This is a genomic window from Terrabacter sp. C0L_2 (assembly GCF_036352015.1).
In the GTDB taxonomy this organism is placed as follows: domain Bacteria; phylum Actinomycetota; class Actinomycetes; order Actinomycetales; family Dermatophilaceae; genus Terrabacter; species Terrabacter tumescens.
The window spans coordinates 3,649,761-3,666,981 of record NZ_CP143557.1 but is presented as its reverse complement, the minus strand read 5'-3'; the positions used below and the strand labels follow the sequence as shown (position 1 = coordinate 3,666,981).

The window sequence follows — 17,221 nt, the reverse complement described above, 5'->3', positions numbered from 1 at the left end:
GCGTTCACGACGCGGACCCGTCCGCTCCGACGGTGAAGTGGCAAGAGTCCGAGGAGAGAAGGAGTGCGCACGTGAGCTTCTGGTACAACGTCGACACGGGTCAGGTCGAGACCGATGACAACCGCAGCCGTGGCGAGCAGGTGCTCGGCCCGTACGCCACCGAGGCGGAGGCGCGGGCAGCGCTCGACACCGCCCACAAGAAGACGGAGCAGTGGGACTCCGAGGACCGCGACTGGAACGAGCGCGGGGCCACGGGGTCCGGGGCGGCGTCGGGTGACGGCGACGCCTGAGCCCGACGGCCGGTCCTGATCGAGGACGTTCCGGCCCACACGCCCACGGCGCCCGTGCGGTCCTCCTCGGACCGGACGGGCGCCGGCGCGTCAGGACTCGAACGAGTGCTCGGCGTCGGGGAAGGCGCCCGACTCGACGTCCGCGGCATACGCCCGTGCGGCGTCGAGCAGGGTGCCGCGCAGGTCGGCGTACTTCTTGACGAAGCGCGGGGCCTTGCCGGTGCGCAGGCCGGCGAAGTCGCTCCACACGAGCACCTGGGCGTCGGTGCCGTTGCCCGCGCCGATCCCGATCGTCGGGATGCTCAGCACCTCGGTGACGCGGGCGGCGACGGGTGCCGGCACCATCTCGAGCACCACGGCGAAGGCCCCGGCGTCCTGCAGGGCGCGCGCCTCGTCGACGAGGGCGTCGGCGGCGTCACCGCGGCCCTGCACCCGGTAGCCCCCGAGCTGGTGCTCGCTCTGCGGCGTGAAGCCGACGTGGGCCATGACGGGGATGCCGGCGTCGGTGAGCGTCTTGACGAGGGGGACCATCGCGGTGCCCCCCTCGAGCTTCACGGCGTGGGCGAGGCCCTCCTTCATGAGGCGGACGGCGCTGGCGAAGCCCTGCTCGACGGAGGCGCCGTAGGAGCCGAACGGCAGGTCGGCCACGACGAGGGCGCGGCGCGCGGCCGAGGACACGGCCCGTACGAGCGGGATCATCTCCTCGAGCGTCACGGGGACGGTCGTCTCGTAGCCGTAGACGTTGTTGCCGGCCGAGTCGCCGACGAGCAGGACGGGGATGCCCGCCTCGTCGAAGATCTGGGCGGCATACATGTCGTATGCCGTGAGCATCGCCCACCTGCGACCCTCGGCCTTCATGGCGTGCAGGTGGGGGATGCGCACCTTGCGGGGTGACGGAGCGCCGCCCTCCGCCGGGGTGGGGGCCTGCGCACCCCTGCTGCCGGCACCGTAGGGACTCTGCTCCTCGGGAGCGTCTGTGCTCATCCGGGGAGCATATCGGTGAGCCCGAGAGCCCGGTCTGTGACGGGTGGGACCCGTATACGACCGGGGCGGGTTAGCCAAGACCTGGCACCCACTCCTTTACGAAGATTTTACGTTCTTGGCGACGAACTGCCTTACGGCACAAGTTTTTTCGATTTGCCTGTGACTGGACGCCACATTGTCTGTGATCTGTGCTGTTATACGCGAGGTGCCGGATCACGGCGCCTTGTGACCAGGAGGACAGAACGTGAACAAGCGCCATTGGAGCGCTGTCTCGGGGTTGGCCGTTGGGGCGCTCGTCGTCACCGGCCTCACCGCCCCGATGCAGGCTCAGGCAACGCCCGTCGCCAAGGCCCCGGTGAGCGGTGACCCCGCGGCCGCGCAGGCCTCTCGGCCGGACAACCTGCCCAACCCCCTCGCCGAGGCCCAGAGCGCCGAGCGCAAGGACGCCGTCGCCAAGCTCCTCAAGGGCGAGGCCACGACCAAGACCATCAACGGCAACCGCGTCATCGAGGTCAAGGGCAAGGGCAAGGACGGCAAGCCGGGCAAGTCCCGGTACGTCAACTACCCGGTGAACCGTGAGGAGGACATCTTCACGATCCTCACGGACTTCGGCACGCAGACGAAGTCCCCGTTCGACACGACCCCCGGTCCGGTGCACAACCAGATCGCCTCGCCGGACCGCAACTGGGACGGCAACAGCACCGACGACAACTCGACGTACTGGACCAAGGACTTCAACCGGGACCACTACCTGGAGATGATGTTCGGCAACGGTGAGTCCTTCAAGGACTTCTACCTCAAGCAGTCCAACGGCCGCTTCCTCGCCAAGGGTGACGTCTCCGACTGGGTGACCGTCCCCTACAACGAGGCCCGCTACGGCGCCAAGAACAACGCCGACGGCTACTGGAACTACGTCAAGGACACCGCGACGGCCTGGTACAACGCGCAGAAGGCGGCCGGCAAGAGCGACGCCGACATCAAGACGTACCTCGCGCAGTTCGACAAGGTCGACCGCTACGACTACGACGGCGACGGCGACTTCAACGAGCCCGACGGCTACATCGACCACTTCCAGGCGATCCACGCCGGCGAGGGCGAGGAGGCCGGCGGTGGTGCGCAGGGCGTCAACGCCATCTGGTCGCACCGCTGGTACGCCTTCTCCACCGACGCCGGCAAGACCGGCCCCGACTTCAACAAGCTCGGTGGCGTGCCGCTCGGCAGCTCCGGCATGTGGATCGGTGACTACACGACCGAGCCCGAGAACGGCGGCCTCGGCGTGTTCGCGCACGAGTTCGGTCACGACCTCGGCCTGCCCGACCTCTACGACACCAACGGCGGAGACAACAGCACCGCCTTCTGGACGCTCATGAGCGGCGGCTCGTGGCTCAACCGCGGCAAGGGCTCGATCGGCACGACGCCCGGCTACATGGGCCCGTGGGAGAAGCTCCAGCTCGGCTGGCTCGACCACAAGGTCGTGCCGTTCGGTGAGGACACCTCGGTCAAGCTCAGCCAGGCCGACCTCGCCACCAAGAGCGGCTCGGTGCAGGCCCTCATCGTGCCGCTGCCCGAGCGCACGGTGACCTCCGAGCGCAACACGCCCCACTCCGGCAAGGCCGAGTGGTGGAGCGGGTTCGGCGACAACCTGAACTCGACCCTCTCGCGCACGGTCGACCTCACCGGTGCCAAGACGTCCGCGTCGGTCAACGCCTGGGTCCAGGGCAACCTGGAGAAGGACTACGACTACATGTACGCCGAGGTCTCCACCGACAACGGCGCCAACTGGACCCAGATCGGGACGCCCGTCAACGACGTCTTCGGCTGGACCCAGAAGTCGTGGGACCTCTCGGCCTACAAGGGCCAGAGCGTCCTGTTCCGCTTCCGCGTCGCCACCGACGGCGGCGTCTCGAGCGAGGCCTTCGTGGACGACGTCAGCGTGACCACGGACGGCGTCGCCGGCCCGGTCGACGACGTCGAGTCGGGTGCAGGTGCCTGGACGGCCAAGGGCTTCTCGATCATCGACGGCACGTCGTCCAAGAAGGTCCAGGACTTCTACCTCGCCGAGAACCGCGTCTACAGCGGCTACGACGCGACGCTGAAGACCGGTCCGTACAACTTCGGCTGGGGCAACAGCAGGCCCGACTGGGTGGAGCGCTTCCCCTACCAGAACGGCATGCTCGTCTGGTTCGCCAACGGTGAGTACGGCGACAACAACACCATCGACCACCCCGGTGGCGGTCAGGTGCTCCCGGTCGACGCCCGCCCGGCGCCGGTCATGCTCAACAACGCCACGGGTCCGCAGACGATGCTCGGCAACCGCCGTCAGCCGTTCGACGCGACCTTCGGCCAGGAGCGGACCGACGCGGTCACCTTCCACCGCAACGGTGTCGAGACGGTCGTCCCGTCGCAGCCGGCGATCCCGACGTTCGACGACTCGGTCGTCGACCGCTACTGGTCGGCCAAGAACCCGCTCGGCTCCACCAAGGTGGCCGGTTCGGGCACGACGATGACGGTCACCAAGACCCGTGACGGCGGCAACGAGCTGCAGGTCAAGGTCGCCTTCAAGTGACCTCCGACTGACGTCCGCGTCATGAGACCGAAGGGCCCCCGGGACACCTCCCGGGGGCCCTTCGCACGCGCACCACACGGCATACGACCCCGTTGACGACGCACCTGCCGTCCCGAGGATCGTGTGTCGCAACATCCGTGAAACAGCCATGCGGCAGGATCGAGACATGAACCGTCAGGAAGAGTTCGTGCTGCGCACGATCGAAGAGCGCGACATCCGCTTCGTCCGTCTGTGGTTCACGGACGTGCTCGGCACCCTCAAGTCCGTGGCCGTGGCCCCGGCCGAGCTCGAGGGGGCCTTCGCGGAGGGCATCGGCTTCGACGGTTCGGCCATCGAGGGCTTCGCCCGCGTCTACGAGGCCGACATGCTCGCCAAGCCCGACCCGTCGACCTTCCAGATCCTTCCGTGGCGCGGCGACCCGCCCGGCACCGCCCGGATGTTCTGCGACCTCCAGCTGCCCGACGGCACGCCGAGCTTCGCCGACCCGCGGCACGTGCTGCAGCGAGCCCTCGGCAAGGCTGCCGACCTCGGCTTCACCTTCTACACCCACCCCGAGATCGAGTTCTTCCTCCTCGAGCAGGGCCGCGACGCGCAGGGACGCCCGATCCCGGTCGACGACGCCGGCTACTTCGACCACGTGCCGCACGGCACCGGCCACGACTTCCGCCGGGCCGCGATCACGATGCTCGAGAACATGGGGATCTCGGTCGAGTTCAGCCACCACGAGGGTGCACCCGGCCAGAACGAGATCGACCTGCGCTACGCCGACGCGCTGAGCACGGCCGACAACATCCAGACCTTCCGCACGGTCGTCAAGGAGGTCGCCCTGAGCCAGGGCATCTACGCGACGTTCATGCCCAAGCCGTTCTCGGAGCACCCGGGGTCCGGCATGCACACGCACCTCTCGCTCTTCGAGGGCGACTCCAACGCCTTCTTCGAGGCGGGAGCGCCCTACCAGCTGAGCAAGGTCGGCCGTCAGTTCATCGCCGGCCTGCTGCGGCACGGGGCCGAGATCGCCGCCGTCACCAACCAGTGGGTCAACTCCTACAAGCGCCTCTGGGGCGGGGGAGAGGCGCCGGCCCACCTGACGTGGGGGCACAACAACCGGTCCGCCCTCGTCCGGGTCCCGATGCACAAGCCCAACAAGGGCCAGTCCACCCGCGTCGAGGTCCGCTCGCTCGACTCGGCCTGCAACCCCTACCTCGCGTTCGCGGTGCTCCTCGGCGCCGGGCTCAAGGGCATCGAGGAGGGCTACAAGCTGCCGCCCGAGACCGAGGACGACGTCTGGAGCCTCACCGACTCCGAGCGCCGCGCCATGGGCATCAAGCCGCTGCCGTCCTCGTTGGGCCGCGCGCTCGAGGTCATGGAGGAGAGTGAGCTCGTCGCCGACATCCTCGGCGAGCACGTCTTCGACTTCTTCCTGCGCAACAAGCGTCAGGAATGGCTCGACTACCGCCACGAGGTCACCCGCTTCGAGCTCGAGCGCTACCTGCCCCGTCTCTGACGGAGCGCGAAACACCCACTCACACCTGGCGATTCGACGGTCCGGCACTCATGTCATCACGCACCAGCACGACCGAGGGCGCTCTCGCCCGGCTCGGCTTCGCCGACCCCGACCGAGCCGTCGGTCTCGTCGACGACCGGGCGCTGCTGCCGATCCGGGCCGCCGTGGCCGACGGTCAGCTCGACGAGATCGCCGGCGTCATGGCGGAGACCGCCGACCCCGACCAGTGCCTGCTGGGCCTCGTGCGGGTCGCGGAGTCGCTCGCTCGGCTCGCGGACGACCCGGGCTGGGGGATCACGGCGTTCGCGACCGAGCTCGCCGCGCCGGGCGTCGGGCGTGAGCGCGTCCTGGGCGTGCTCGGCGCCTCGAGCGCCCTCGTCGACGAGCTGGTCCGCCACCCGGAGCACTGGGTCGACGCCGCCCGCGCGGAGCGGCGCCCGGGTGACCAGGTGCGCACCGATCTCGTCGACGCCGTGGGTGAGGGCCGCGGGGACCACACGGCGCACGACGCCCTGCGGATCGCCTACCGGCGTGGGCTGCTGCGCATCGCCGCCCTCGACGTCACTGCCGCAGACCCGCTCGCCGAGATGCCGGCGGTCGGCGAGGCCCTGGCCGAGCTGGCCGAGGCCGCCCTCGAGGCCGCGCTCGTCATCGCCCGCGAGGAGTACGGCGACGGCCACGAGGCCTGTCGGCTCGCGATCATCGGGATGGGCAAGACCGGCGGCGGCGAGCTCAACTACGTCAGCGACGTGGACGTCATCTTCGTCGTCGAGCCGGCCGACGGCGCCGACGAGGAGACCGCCCTGCGCGTCGGCACCGCCCTCGCAACAGCGACCATGCGGGCCTGCTCGACGCCGACCCCGGAGGGCAGCCTCTGGCCCGTCGACGCGGCGCTGCGACCCGAGGGCAAGCAGGGGCCGCTCGTGCGCACCATCAACAGCCACAAGGCCTACTACGAGCGCTGGGCCAAGACGTGGGAGTTCCAGGCCCTCCTCAAGGCGTGGGTCTCCGCAGGGGACAAGGAGATCGGGCTGCGCTACAAGGCCGAGATCTCGCCGATGGTGTGGGAGGCCGCCGGGCGCGACCACTTCGTCGAGGACGTGCAGGCGATGCGCCGGCGGGTCGAGCAGCACGTCCCGGCCAACGAGGCGGCCCGCCAGCTCAAGCTCGGCCCGGGCGGCCTGCGCGACGTCGAGTTCAGCGTCCAGCTGCTCCAGCTCGTGCACGGGCGCACCGACCCCAGCCTGCGCTCCGCGACGACGCTCGAGGCGCTCTCAGCCCTCGCCCGTGGCGGCTACGTCGGACGCGAGGACGCCGCCGTGCTCGACCGGGCGTACCGCCACCTGCGCTGCCTGGAGCACCGCATCCAGCTGCACCGTCTCCGGCGCACGCACCTCATGCCGGTGGCCGAGGCCGACCTGCGCCGGCTCGGTCGCGCCATGGGCCACCGCACGCACCCGGAACGCGCCGTCGTCGCCGACCGGCAGGCCGCCGCCCGCGAGGTGCGCCGGCTGCACGAGCGCCTCTTCTACCGGCCGCTGCTCGCGGCCGCCGCCAAGCTCAGCCCCACCGAGGCTCGGCTCAGCCCGGAGGCGGCGCAGCAGCGCCTGCTCGCGCTCGGCTTCCGCGACCCGGCCGGCGCCATGCGCCACATCGAGGCCCTGACGACCGGTGTCAGCCGCCGCGCCGCGATCCAGCGCACCCTGCTCCCGGTCATGCTCGGGTGGTTCGCCGACGAGGCCGACCCCGACGCCGGACTGCTGTCGTTCCGTCGTGTCTCCGACGGGCTCGGCACGACGCACTGGTACCTCAAGATGCTTCGCGACGAGGGCCGTGCCGCCGACCGGCTCGCGCACTGCCTGGCTCGCAGCCGCTATGCCGCCGACCTGCTCGTGCGCTCCCCGGAGAGCGTCTCGATCCTCGGCGACGACAACGGACTGACGCCTCGGAGCCGTGACACGATCACCGCGAGGATGCAGTCCGCGGCCGGTCGGCGCGACTCGGCCGCCGATGCTGTGGCCGCGATCCGCGCGATCCGGCGCCACGAGCTGCTCCGCATCGTCATGGGTGATCTCGTGGGGGTCATCGACCTGGCCGGGGTCGGCCAGGCCCTGACCGACCTCACGGGCGCGACGATCCAGGTCGCGCTCGAGGTCGCCACCCAGGAGGTGGAGCGGCGCGAGGGCCGCCCCGTCGGGGGCGACATCCTCGTCGTCGCCATGGGCAGCCTCGGCGGCCGGGAGCTCGGCTACGCCTCGGACGCCGACGTCATGTTCGTCCACCAGCCGCACCCCGGCTCCTCGGAGCAGGACGTCCAGACCCTCGCGACGATGGTCGTCCAGGAGCTGCGCAAGCTCCTCTCCGGGTCCGGACCCGACCCCGGTCTCGGCCTCGACGCCGACCTGCGCCCCGAGGGCAAGGCCGGCCCGCTGGTGCGCAGCGTCGACTCGTTCCGCACCTACTACGAGCGCTGGGCCCTCACGTGGGAGTTCCAGGCCCTGCTGCGGGCCACCCCGATCGCGGGACCGCAGGAGCTGGCCGACGCCTTCCTCGCACTCATCGACCCGCTGCGGTGGCCCGAGGGCGGCATCAGCGAGAGCCAGGTGCGCGACATCCGCACCCTCAAGGCTCGGGTCGAGAGCGAGCGCCTGCCTCGGGGCGCCGACCCCCGGACCCACCTCAAGCTCGGTCGTGGCGGCCTCACCGACGTCGAGTGGGTCGTGCAGCTGCACCAGCTCCGGCACGCGCACGAGCGTCCGGCGCTCCGGGTGACCGGCACCATGGCGGGCCTCGCGGCACTGAGCGAGGAGGGCCTCGTCTCGGTGGAGGATGCCACCGCTCTCCGGGAGGCCTGGCGCCTCGGTGCGCTCATGCGCAACGCCGGTGTGCTGTGGCGCGGCAGGGCCATCGACAGTGTCCCGTCGGACCTGCGCGACCTCGACGGGATCGGGCGCATCATGGGCCGTTCCGCCGGTGAGGGAGCGGCCTTGGCCGAGCTGTGGCGCCGGGTGGCGCGGCGCTCGCGCCACGCCACTGATTTCAACTTTTACGAGTCCCCACCTCGGGGTAGCGTCGTCCCGTGATTCGGAGCGAGGGCCAGGCCGGCAGTGTGCCGACGTACGGCGCCGTTCTCCGGGTGCCGCGCTACCTCCCGATCTTCCTGGCCAACGCGCTGTCGATGTGGGGCGACTACATCGCCCGCGTCACGGTCGCGGCCGTGGTCTACGAGCGGACGAGGTCGCCGCTCGCGACGGCGACGACCCTCGCCGTCAGCCTCGTGCCGACCTTCTTCGGACGCAGCCTCGTGGGTCCCATCGTCGACCGCTTCCCCTACAAGTGGGTCCTCATCTGGTCCCACCTCGTCCGGGCGGCGTGCGTGCTCGTCATCATGTGGCTCGTCTTCACGACCTCCACGTTGTGGCTGATCTTCCTCGTCCTCTTCGCGCTCGAGCTCGTCGGTGGTGCCTCGACGGCGTCCAACATGGTGCTGCTCACCGACCTCTTCGAGGACCGTCACCTCTACGCACGTGCCGTGGGGCTGGGTGCCATGTCGGAGCAGTTCAACCAGGCCATCGGTCTGGCGGTCGGTGGCGGGCTCGTCGCGCTCGTCGGCGCCGAGACCGGGCTGCTCCTCGACCTGCTCACGTTCGTCGTCGCGGCTCTCGTCATCCTCTTCGTCGTGCCGCTGCGGCCGGTCACCGGGGAGCGCGGCAAGGGCTTGCGTGGATTCGTCCGCGACCTCTCCACCGCCGCGGGCGACCTCGCCCGTCACCCGGTCCTCGCGCGCCTCGTCACGTTGAGCGCCGTGGCCAGCCTCGGCATCGCGGCCCCCGAGGCCCTCGCCATCCCGATCGCGGGCCGCAACGGCTGGGGCGGAGCGCTCATGGCCGCGCCGATCATCGGGGCCGTCGTCGGCATCCTCGTCGTCGGCCGGCGCGACGTGCACCAGCAGAACCAGTCGATCGTGCCGCTGGCCCTGCTCATGCCGCTGCCGCTGCTCGCGACCGCGCTGCACCCGCCGATCTGGGTTGTCGCGGCGCTCTTCTTCGTCTCGGGCATGCTCCAGGCGTTCATGGTCCCGCTGCAGGCGACCTTCGCGCTTGTCACCGAGCCCGCCCTCCGGGGCCGTATTTTCAGCCTCGCCGGCAGCGTGTCCATCGCGGCGGCCGGACTGTCGTTCCTGGCTGCGGGCTGGGTCGGCCAGCACACGAGTGCCCACCAGGGCGTCGCGGTCTGTGCCGCCGTCTGCCTGGCCCTCATCATGGTCGTCGCCGCCACGTGGCCGCACCGCCGCGTGCGCACGGCCGTGGACCACGCGTATGCCGCGACGTCCTCCCGCGCCGCCTGACCGTCGCGCAGCAGGCACGTCACACGAACATGGTCGCCGAGGCCCGTGGGCCTCGGCGACGGTGGTGGTGGACGTGGTGGGTCAGCGACGCATGCCGTTGGCGGCCAGCAGCGCCCGCCACGTCGGCGAGTACATGACGCCGCTGGCCGGGAGACCGTGCTTGCTCTGCCAGGCCTTGACGCGGCTGGTCGTCGTGGAGCCGAAGGTGCCGGTCGCGGGCGAGACCCCGACAGCCTTCTGCAGGATCGTCACGGCCGGGCCCTTCATGCCGGGGCGCAGCACCATCCCGGACCGCGGCACGAGCTCCTTGAGCAGCGCGCTGGCACCGGAGGGCGCCTTGACGGTGGCGTAGCGCGGGCAGGGCCGGGCGTTGGGGGCAGCGTTGCCGGACGACCAGTTGAGGTCGGCGGGGCGACAGGGGCCCCAGTCGACCGGGGCGACCGCCTTGGTCCAGAACGAGGTCCGGCCGTTGGCGCCCTCCCACGAGAGGCTGAGGTGGATGTGGTTGCGGTGGCACGCCGTGTCGTAGGACGTGGACGGCGTCGTCGCGCAGGTGCTGTAGGGACGCCACCCCTCGGCGGGGCGGTAGGAGCTCCACATCTTGTTGTTCCAGATGATGTACATGACGCCGAGGCGACGGGCGTTCGCGTAGGGGTTGCCGGCCTTGTCGGTGCTGAGCAGCCAGCTGATCAAGGCGGTGGCCTGCGCTCGCTGGGTGGCGTTGCGCACGTTGAAGAAGGTGTCGACGGCCCGGCCGTCGAAGTGCTCCGAGGACGGGGTGAGCGCCGAGGTGCAGGGACGCGACAGTCCGTAGGTGTTGGCATACGTCGCCTGGATGAGCTGGGCGAGCTTGAGCGAGCCCGTGCGCGTGCGCAGGTCGCACCCGGTCGGCGGCACGTAGGGCGAGAGCCCCTCGATGGCGGCGGGCAGGCCGGTGGGCGTGGCGGGGACCGGGACGCCGCCCGCGGAGGCGCTCGGCGCGGCGGCCGGCAGGAGCACGAGAGAGGCGAGGACGGACAGCACGAGGCCGAGGCGCCCGAAGCCCCGGAGGGCTCCGAGGCCCCGGAGGGCTCCGAGGGCTCTGGTGCCTCCGGGAGGGGGAGTCGCTGAGGTTGGCTTCATCGGAACTTCCAGACACGGTCGTGAGGCGAGGCCACCGACCGGAGCGCCGATGACGGTTCGATTCAAACCTTTTGTCCCTTTTCGGCGCAGCCGTTTGACGAAACCGGTTCGCTGCGACCGGCGTGTCGTGCTGGACGTATGCCGTCAGGCGTCTCGTGCGCGCCGGCGCCGACCCCGGAGGTCGAGGGCGCTGGCCAGGAGCGCGACGGCGACGAGCACCGCCGCGACCCGCAGGGCCGCGGAGGCTTGGAGCCCCTGTCCGGAGGCGGCTCCGGAGTAGAAGACCGCGCCCACGAGTGCGATCCCGGCAGCCGTGCCGATGCGCTGGCCGGTCTGGAGCAGACCACCCGCGGTGCCAGCCCGCTCGACGGGCACCCGGTCGACGGTCAGGGTGATGTTGGGGGAGATGACGAGGCCGCTGCCGATGCCGGCGACGAGGAGGGGGCCGGCGAGCCACCAGCCGAGCGAGGAGCCGTGGACGGTGCCGAGGACGACGTCGACGGCGATGATGCCGACGAGGACGATGCTGAGCCCGACGGTGACGAGCGACCGTTCGAAGCGGCTGACGAGGCGGCCTCCGATCGTCGAGGTCACGGCCGAGCCGGCCGCGAACGGGGTGACCGCGAGACCCGCGAGCAACGGCGTGTAGCCCAGCTGCTGCTGGAAGAAGATCGTCAGCACGAAGAAGATGCCGGTGAAGCCGGCGAAGTAGATCGTGCCGACCGCAGCCCCTGACGCGTAGCCGGGTACCTGGAAGAGCGCGAGGTCGACGAGTGGGCTCCGGCCGCGGCGGGTGTAGGCCCGCTCCCACGCGAGGAAGCCGACGAGGAAGGCCAGCCCGACGACGGAGACCCACCACGGGACGCTCGCACCGCCACGTCCGCTCTCCACGACGGGCAGCAGGATGCCGAGCACACCGGCGCCCAGCAGCACCACGCCGACGGGGTCGCCGTCGATGCGCCGGGTGCGGTCGCGCTCCGGCGGGTCGGGCAGCCAGCGCATCGCCAGCACCACCGCCGCCGCGGCGATCGGGAGGTTGACGAAGAAGATCCACCGCCAGCCGGTCTGCTCGCCGAGGCCGTCGAGGATGAGGCCCCCGACGACGGGCCCCACGGCCGTCGAGATCCCGATCGTCGCGCCGAGCAGGCCGAAGGCGCGCCCGCGTTCGGCGCCCCGGAAGAGCTGCTGGATCAGGCCGGAGACCTGGGGGTTGAGGATGCCGCCGGCGGCCCCCTGCACGAGCCTTGCCACGACGAGCAGGGCGCTGCCGGGCGCGAGTCCGCAGGCGAGGCTGGCGAGTCCGAAGAGCACGACACCGACGACGAAGACGGTTCGCCTGCCCAGGACGTCGCCGATGCGGCCGGAGGGCACGAGGGTGAGGCCGAAGGCGAGGGCATAGCCGGACACGACCCACTGCAGGTCGCTCGGCGTGGCCTGCACCCCGGACTGGATCGAGGGCAGGGCGACGTTGACGATGCTGACGTCGAGGAGCGTCATGAAGCCGGCGACGAGGCAGACCCACAGGGCCTTCCACCGTCGCGGGTCCGGACTGTCGGCAGTATCCGTGACCGGGGCGGAGTCTCTGGTGCCGGTGTCGCGGTCGGCGCGCTCCACGGTCACGAGCCGAGGATCCCGGTCGTGGCGTCGTCGCGGCGGCCACCGAAGAAGTGCTCGAGCACGCGCGCGAAGGGCTCGGCGTCGGCAGGGTCGTCCGCTGCTCGCTCGAAGAGCGTCATCGACGAGCGCAGCTTCGTCGCGTCGATGGAGCCGAGCACCTCGACCGGGTCGCTGGTGTCGAGGCCGTCCAGCGCCTGCGCACACTCACGGAGGCGGGGTCCGAGAACGGGATGGCGCAGGTAGGCGCGTGCCTCGGGGAGGCCCGACACGGCATACGCCCTCGCTGTCTCGCTGCGTCCGAGACCCGCCACCTGCGGGAAGACGAACCACATCCAGTGACCGCGCTTGGACCCGGCCCTCAGCTCGGCCAGCGCGGACGCGTAGGTGCCGCCTGCATCCTGGGCGCGCACGAACCGCTCGAGGTCGGGGGAGTTCTCGGTCATGCTCAATGACGTACCCGACGTGGGTCGCGACCCGACGAAACCCTCGACAGCCGCACCGCTGCCGGACGCGCGGAACGCGGGCCCCGGTGTCGGGACCCGCGTTCCGGGCTGTCACAGAGCTGTCGCTCCGTCGGATGTCGCTCCGCTGCGCTCCGCTCAGAGGTCGCCGAGTCTGATGTTCGACCTCTGGCTCCGCTGCGCTCCGCTCAGAGGTCGCTGAGTCTGATGTTCGACCTCTGGCTCCGCTGCGCTCCGCTCAGAGGTCGCTGAGTCTGATGTTCGACCTCTGGCTCCGCTGCGCTCCGCTCAGAGGTCGAAGTACATCTCGAACTCGTGCGGGTGCGGGCGGAAGCGGATCGGGTCCACCTCGTTCTTGCGCTTGTACTCGACCCACGCCTCGATGAGGTCGGCCGTGAACACGTCGCCCTCGAGGAGGTAGTCGTGGTCGGCCTCGAGCGCCGCGAGGACCTCGGGCAGCGAGCCCGGGACCTGCTGGATCGCAGCGTGCTCCTCGGGCGGCAGCTCGTAGAGGTCCTTGTCGACCGGCTCCGGGGGCTCGATGCGGTTCTTGATGCCGTCGAGGCCCGCCATCAGCTGGGCGGCGAAGCAGAGGTACGGGTTCGCCGACGGGTCGGGAACGCGGAACTCGATGCGCTTGGCCTTCGGCGACGTGCCCGTGATCGGGATGCGGACGCACGCCGAGCGGTTGCGGGCGGAGTAGACCAGGTTGACCGGGGCCTCGTAGCCGGGGACAAGGCGGTGGTAGGAGTTCACCGTCGGGTTGGTGAAGGCGAGCAGCGACGGCGCGTGCTTGAGCAGGCCGCCGATGTACCAGCGCGCGATGTCCGACAGGCCGCCGTAGCCCCGCTCGTCGTAGAAGAGGGGCTCGCCGTCCTTCCAGAGCGACTGGTGCGTGTGCATGCCCGACCCGTTGTCGCCGAAGAGCGGCTTCGGCATGAAGGTCGCGGTGTGGCCCTGCGCCCAGGCGGAGTTCTTGACGACGTACTTGAACTTCATGAGGTCGTCGCCCGAGTGCAGCAGCGTGTTGAAGCGGTAGTTGATCTCCATCTGGCCTGCGGTGCCGACCTCGTGGTGGCTGCGCTCGACGTTGAGACCGACCTCCTTGAGCTCGAGGCAGATCTTGTCGCGGAAGTCCGCGAAGTGGTCGACGGGGGAGACGGGGAAGTAGCCGCCCTTGTAGCGGGTCTTGTAGCCCCGGTTGCCGCCCTCCTCCTCGCGGCCGGTGTTCCACGCGGCCTCGATGGAGTCGAGGTAGTAGTAGGACGCGTTCGCCTTCGTCTCGAAGCGCACGTCGTCGAAGATGTAGAACTCGGCCTCGGCGCCGAAGTAGGCGGTGTCGGCGATGCCCGTGGACTTGAGGTACTCCTCGGCCTTGCTCGCGATGTTGCGCGGGTCGCGGCTGTAGCGCTCGTCCGTGAACGGGTCGAGGATCGAGAAGTTCATGACCAGCGTCTTCTCGACGCGGTACGGGTCGATGAACGCGGTGGCGGGGTCGGGCACGAGCTTCATGTCGGACTCGTGGATCGCCTGGAAGCCGCGGATCGAGGACCCGTCGAACATCTGGCCCACGGTGAAGAAGTCCTCGTCGACCGACTCAGCCGGCACGTTGAAGTGCTGCATGACACCGGGCAGATCACAGAACCGAATGTCGACGAACTTGACGTCCTCGTCCTTGATGTACGCAAGGACCTCGTCGGCTGAGCTGAACATCCAACCTCCTGATGTGGGGCGAGGTCGTCCGGTCCTGGTGCTCCTCAGAGCGTCAGGGGGCGTGGGACGGCCCCGTGCTGTCGGTGTCGACACTATCGACAACCGATTTCTCTGCCATGACCCTCATGTTTCGCCGGTGTTACGGATGGACAGGCCCGGGCAAACCGTAGGGACCGGGTCTCGTTACGCTGGTCCCGTGGTGGACCGCAAGGACTTCGGGTCATGGCTCCAGGGCCCCCGTGAGCGCACGAGCGCCGACGCGCAGTACCGGGGCCGCGACCTCGGCCTGCCCCAGCACGGACCGGGGTCGGTGGCCGGCTTCGGCATCCGCCTCGTCGGCGTGCTCATCGACTGGGCGATCGCCTCCGTCATCGCACGCGGTCTGTTCGGCGTGCCGCTGCCGTTCTCGCAGCCGCCGGCCTCCGGAGGCCAGAGCTTCATCGTGCTCGCCGTCTTCGGCGTCATGCACCTGCTCCTCGTGGGCACGGTCGGGTTCACGATCGGTCACCGGATCGTGGGCCTGCAGGTGCGCTCCCTCGGCGGCAGCGGTCGGGTGCTGCCGGTGCAGGCCCTGGCGCGCACCGTGCTGCTGTGCATGTTCATCCCTGCCGTCGTCTGGGACCGCGACGGCCGCGGCCTGCACGACAAGGCTCCGGGCACCGTCATCGTGCGCACCCGTTGATCTGGCGCTGACCTCGCGTCGCACATCGACTGCCGGCGTATGCCGGAAGACCGGCTCCCACGGGGAGCCGGCCTTCCGCATACGTGAAGTTGGTGCCGCTGACGCGGCCCGGGATCACTTGCCGCGCAGGGCCTTGCGGTCCATGCGGGCCCGCATCGGGTCGACGCCGGGCGGCAGGGGAGCACGGAGGCCACCGAGCGCCTTGAGGCGCTTGTTGACCAGGGCCATCTCGTCCTTGGTGATCTGCGGCTTGAGGCGCTGGACCTTGCTCGCGAGCTTGGGGAGGGGGACCTCGTTCTCGCCCGAGCCGACGCGCATCGTCGTGACCGGGACACCGGGGGCGACGCGCTCGACGCGCTTCTTCTCGGTGGCGAGCAGCTTCTGGACGCGGGCGGTCGGACCCTCGCCGACGAGCACGACGCCGGGGCGACCCAGCGCGCGGTAGACCATGGCGGCCGAGTTGATGTCGCCGGGACGGGCGACATCGGCGGCCACAGGCTCGCGGTCGGTGTACCAGCCGCGGCGGATCGAGGTGAGCGCAGCCCCGGCGGCGCCGGCCTGGCCCTCGATCTGGCTGTAGGCCGCGCGCTCGGCACGCCGGCTCATGATGATCGTCGCGGCGAGGATGCCGAACAGCACGCCGAAGATGCCGAAGATCCACGGCAGCTTGACGATGAAGCCGACGACGAGGAGCACCCCGAAGACGACGAGGAACGACAGCAGCATGAACCAGCCGATGACCGGGTCAGCCTGCTTGGAGACCCGATAGACGTCTCGGATCTGGGACAGTCGTCCCTGCTTCTTCTCCTGGGGCGCGCTGCTCGCGTCGCCGTCCTTGTTGCGTGCCATGGTGCTCAGGATACGGCGCCCTGGCCGCGCGCCACCAACGACGCCGCCTCCTGGCGGGCGGGGGACTCGGCGGCCTCGGCGAGGTGCGACAGGTGCGCCGGGATCTCGCGGCCCCACTTGCGCATCGCGGTCGCCCACAGGCGGCCGGCGCGGTACGACGAGCGGACGAGCGGACCGGCCATGACGCCCTTGAAGCCCATCTGCTCGGCGACCTCGGACCAGTGCACGAACTCCTCCGGCTTGACCCACCGGTCGATCGGGTGGTGCAGCTTCGAGGGGCGGAGGTACTGGGTGATCGTGAGGATGTCGCAGCCGGCGTCGTGCAGGTCGCGGATGGCCTCCTCGATCTCGGTGTCGGTCTCACCCATGCCGAGGATGAGGTTGCTCTTGGTGACGAGCTGCGCCTCGCGCGCCATCGTCAGCACCTGCAGCGACTTCTCGTAGGTGAACGCGGGACGGATGCGCTTGAAGATGCGCGGCACCGTCTCGAGGTTGTGGGCGAAGACCTCGGGCCGCGCGTCGAAGACCTGGCTCACGAGCTCGGGCTTGGCGCCGAAGTCGGGCGGGAGGATCTCGACGCCCGTGTTGGGGTTGAGCAGGTGGATCTGGCGGATCGTCTCGGCATAGAGACCGGCCGCGCCGTCGGGCTGGTCGTCGCGGGCGACGCCGGTGACGGTGGAGTAGCGCAGGCCCATCTGGGCCACCGACTCGGCCACGCGGCGCGGCTCGTCGAGGTCGAGGGAGGTCGGCCGGCCGGTAGCGATGTCGCAGAAGTCGCAGCGCCGGGTGCAGACGTCACCACCGATGAGGAAGGTGGCCTCCTTGTCCTCCCAGCACTCGAAGATGTTGGGGCAGCCGGCCTCCTGGCACACCGTGTGCAGGCCCTCGGACTTCACCATCGAGTGCAGGGCGGTGTACTCGGGACCCATCTTGGCGGTCGTCCGGATCCAGGACGGCTTGCGCTCGATGGGGGTCTCGGCGTTGCGCGCCTCGACGCGCAGCAGACGACGGCCGTCGGGAACGACAGACACACGGGCTCCTTGGTCGGGATTTGCTGCTCCGCACAGGTTACGCCCCCGTGCGGA

The 17,221-nt window shown here is 70.3% G+C and carries 13 protein-coding genes; 6 read left to right on the top strand and 7 right to left on the bottom strand.

Annotation, left to right across the window (positions count from 1 at the left end; all coding sequences use genetic code 11):
• The first annotated feature begins 71 nt into the window (after positions 1-71).
• Positions 72-290 (top strand): methionine aminopeptidase, encoded by a 219-nt coding sequence (locus U5C87_RS16870; RefSeq protein ID WP_330473655.1) that lies wholly within the window; start codon positions 72-74, stop codon positions 288-290.
• 90 nt (positions 291-380) lie between these two features.
• Here the strand turns inward: U5C87_RS16870 and panB are convergent, their stop codons facing one another.
• Positions 381-1,274 carry a 3-methyl-2-oxobutanoate hydroxymethyltransferase gene (gene panB / locus U5C87_RS16865; RefSeq protein WP_330473654.1) on the bottom strand — a complete coding sequence of 298 codons (894 nt, stop codon included), beginning with the start codon at positions 1,272-1,274 and terminating at the stop codon, positions 381-383.
• Between the two features lie 244 nt (positions 1,275-1,518).
• On the opposite strand from panB, the gene U5C87_RS16860 reads away from it, so the two are divergent.
• The 4 genes from U5C87_RS16860 (at position 1,519) to U5C87_RS16845 (ending at position 9,692) form a co-directional block, all read left to right on the top strand.
• A complete protein-coding gene (locus U5C87_RS16860) occupies positions 1,519-3,840 on the top strand; it encodes an immune inhibitor A domain-containing protein (RefSeq protein WP_330473653.1) in 2,322 nt (773 codons plus the stop codon).
• Between the two features lie 166 nt (positions 3,841-4,006).
• Entirely contained in the window at positions 4,007-5,344 is a 1,338-nt protein-coding gene (locus U5C87_RS16855) for a glutamine synthetase family protein (protein WP_330473652.1), read from the top strand.
• Between the two features lie 50 nt (positions 5,345-5,394).
• A complete protein-coding gene (locus tag U5C87_RS16850; RefSeq protein ID WP_330473651.1) occupies positions 5,395-8,427 on the top strand; it encodes a bifunctional [glutamine synthetase] adenylyltransferase/[glutamine synthetase]-adenylyl-L-tyrosine phosphorylase in 3,033 nt (1,010 codons plus the stop codon).
• Positions 8,424-9,692: an MFS transporter gene (locus U5C87_RS16845; RefSeq protein WP_330473650.1), complete on the top strand. Its 1,269-nt coding sequence runs from the start codon at positions 8,424-8,426 to the stop codon at positions 9,690-9,692. The genes U5C87_RS16850 and U5C87_RS16845 overlap by 4 nt, the downstream gene beginning before the upstream one ends.
• Before the next feature lie 81 nt (positions 9,693-9,773).
• Here the strand turns inward: U5C87_RS16845 and U5C87_RS16840 are convergent, their stop codons facing one another.
• From U5C87_RS16840 to glnA, 4 genes are all read right to left on the bottom strand, one after another.
• On the bottom strand, positions 9,774-10,814 hold the full coding sequence (locus U5C87_RS16840) for a peptidoglycan-binding domain-containing protein (RefSeq protein ID WP_330473649.1): 1,041 nt from the start codon (positions 10,812-10,814) through the stop codon (positions 9,774-9,776).
• Positions 10,815-10,958: 144 nt separating this feature from the next.
• Complete coding sequence (locus U5C87_RS16835; protein WP_330473648.1) at positions 10,959-12,434, bottom strand: MFS transporter; 1,476 nt, start codon at positions 12,432-12,434, stop codon at positions 10,959-10,961.
• Positions 12,431-12,874, bottom strand: a complete 444-nt coding sequence (locus U5C87_RS16830) for a DUF1810 domain-containing protein (RefSeq protein WP_330473647.1) — start codon at positions 12,872-12,874, stop codon at positions 12,431-12,433. The genes U5C87_RS16835 and U5C87_RS16830 overlap by 4 nt, the downstream gene beginning before the upstream one ends.
• A gap of 306 nt (positions 12,875-13,180) precedes the next feature.
• Positions 13,181-14,605, bottom strand: coding sequence for a type I glutamate--ammonia ligase (gene glnA / locus U5C87_RS16825; protein ID WP_330473646.1), 1,425 nt, complete (start codon positions 14,603-14,605; stop codon positions 13,181-13,183).
• A gap of 196 nt (positions 14,606-14,801) precedes the next feature.
• Between glnA and U5C87_RS16820 the strand changes: the two genes are divergently transcribed.
• Positions 14,802-15,287 (top strand): RDD family protein, encoded by a 486-nt coding sequence (locus tag U5C87_RS16820; RefSeq protein ID WP_330473645.1) that lies wholly within the window; start codon positions 14,802-14,804, stop codon positions 15,285-15,287.
• Positions 15,288-15,401: 114 nt separating this feature from the next.
• Here U5C87_RS16820 and U5C87_RS16815 read toward each other — a convergent pair whose 3' ends face one another.
• Complete coding sequence (locus U5C87_RS16815) at positions 15,402-16,136, bottom strand: DUF4191 domain-containing protein (RefSeq protein ID WP_330473644.1); 735 nt, start codon at positions 16,134-16,136, stop codon at positions 15,402-15,404.
• A gap of 5 nt (positions 16,137-16,141) precedes the next feature.
• Positions 16,142-17,167, bottom strand: coding sequence for a lipoyl synthase (lipA, locus tag U5C87_RS16810; protein ID WP_330473643.1), 1,026 nt, complete (start codon positions 17,165-17,167; stop codon positions 16,142-16,144).
• Positions 17,168-17,221: the final 54 nt, after the last annotated feature.

Coding starts and splice junctions, on each gene's coding strand:
- panB (WP_330473654.1), bottom strand. CDS start 1,274: ATGAGCACAGACGCTCCCGAGGAGCAGAGTCCCTACGGTGCCGGCAGC.
- U5C87_RS16855 (WP_330473652.1), top strand. CDS start 4,007: ATGAACCGTCAGGAAGAGTTCGTGCTGCGCACGATCGAAGAGCGCGAC.
- U5C87_RS16850 (WP_330473651.1), top strand. CDS start 5,395: ATGTCATCACGCACCAGCACGACCGAGGGCGCTCTCGCCCGGCTCGGC.
- U5C87_RS16840 (WP_330473649.1), bottom strand. CDS start 10,814: ATGAAGCCAACCTCAGCGACTCCCCCTCCCGGAGGCACCAGAGCCCTC.
- U5C87_RS16830 (WP_330473647.1), bottom strand. CDS start 12,874: ATGACCGAGAACTCCCCCGACCTCGAGCGGTTCGTGCGCGCCCAGGAT.
- glnA (WP_330473646.1), bottom strand. CDS start 14,605: ATGTTCAGCTCAGCCGACGAGGTCCTTGCGTACATCAAGGACGAGGAC.
- U5C87_RS16815 (WP_330473644.1), bottom strand. CDS start 16,136: ATGGCACGCAACAAGGACGGCGACGCGAGCAGCGCGCCCCAGGAGAAG.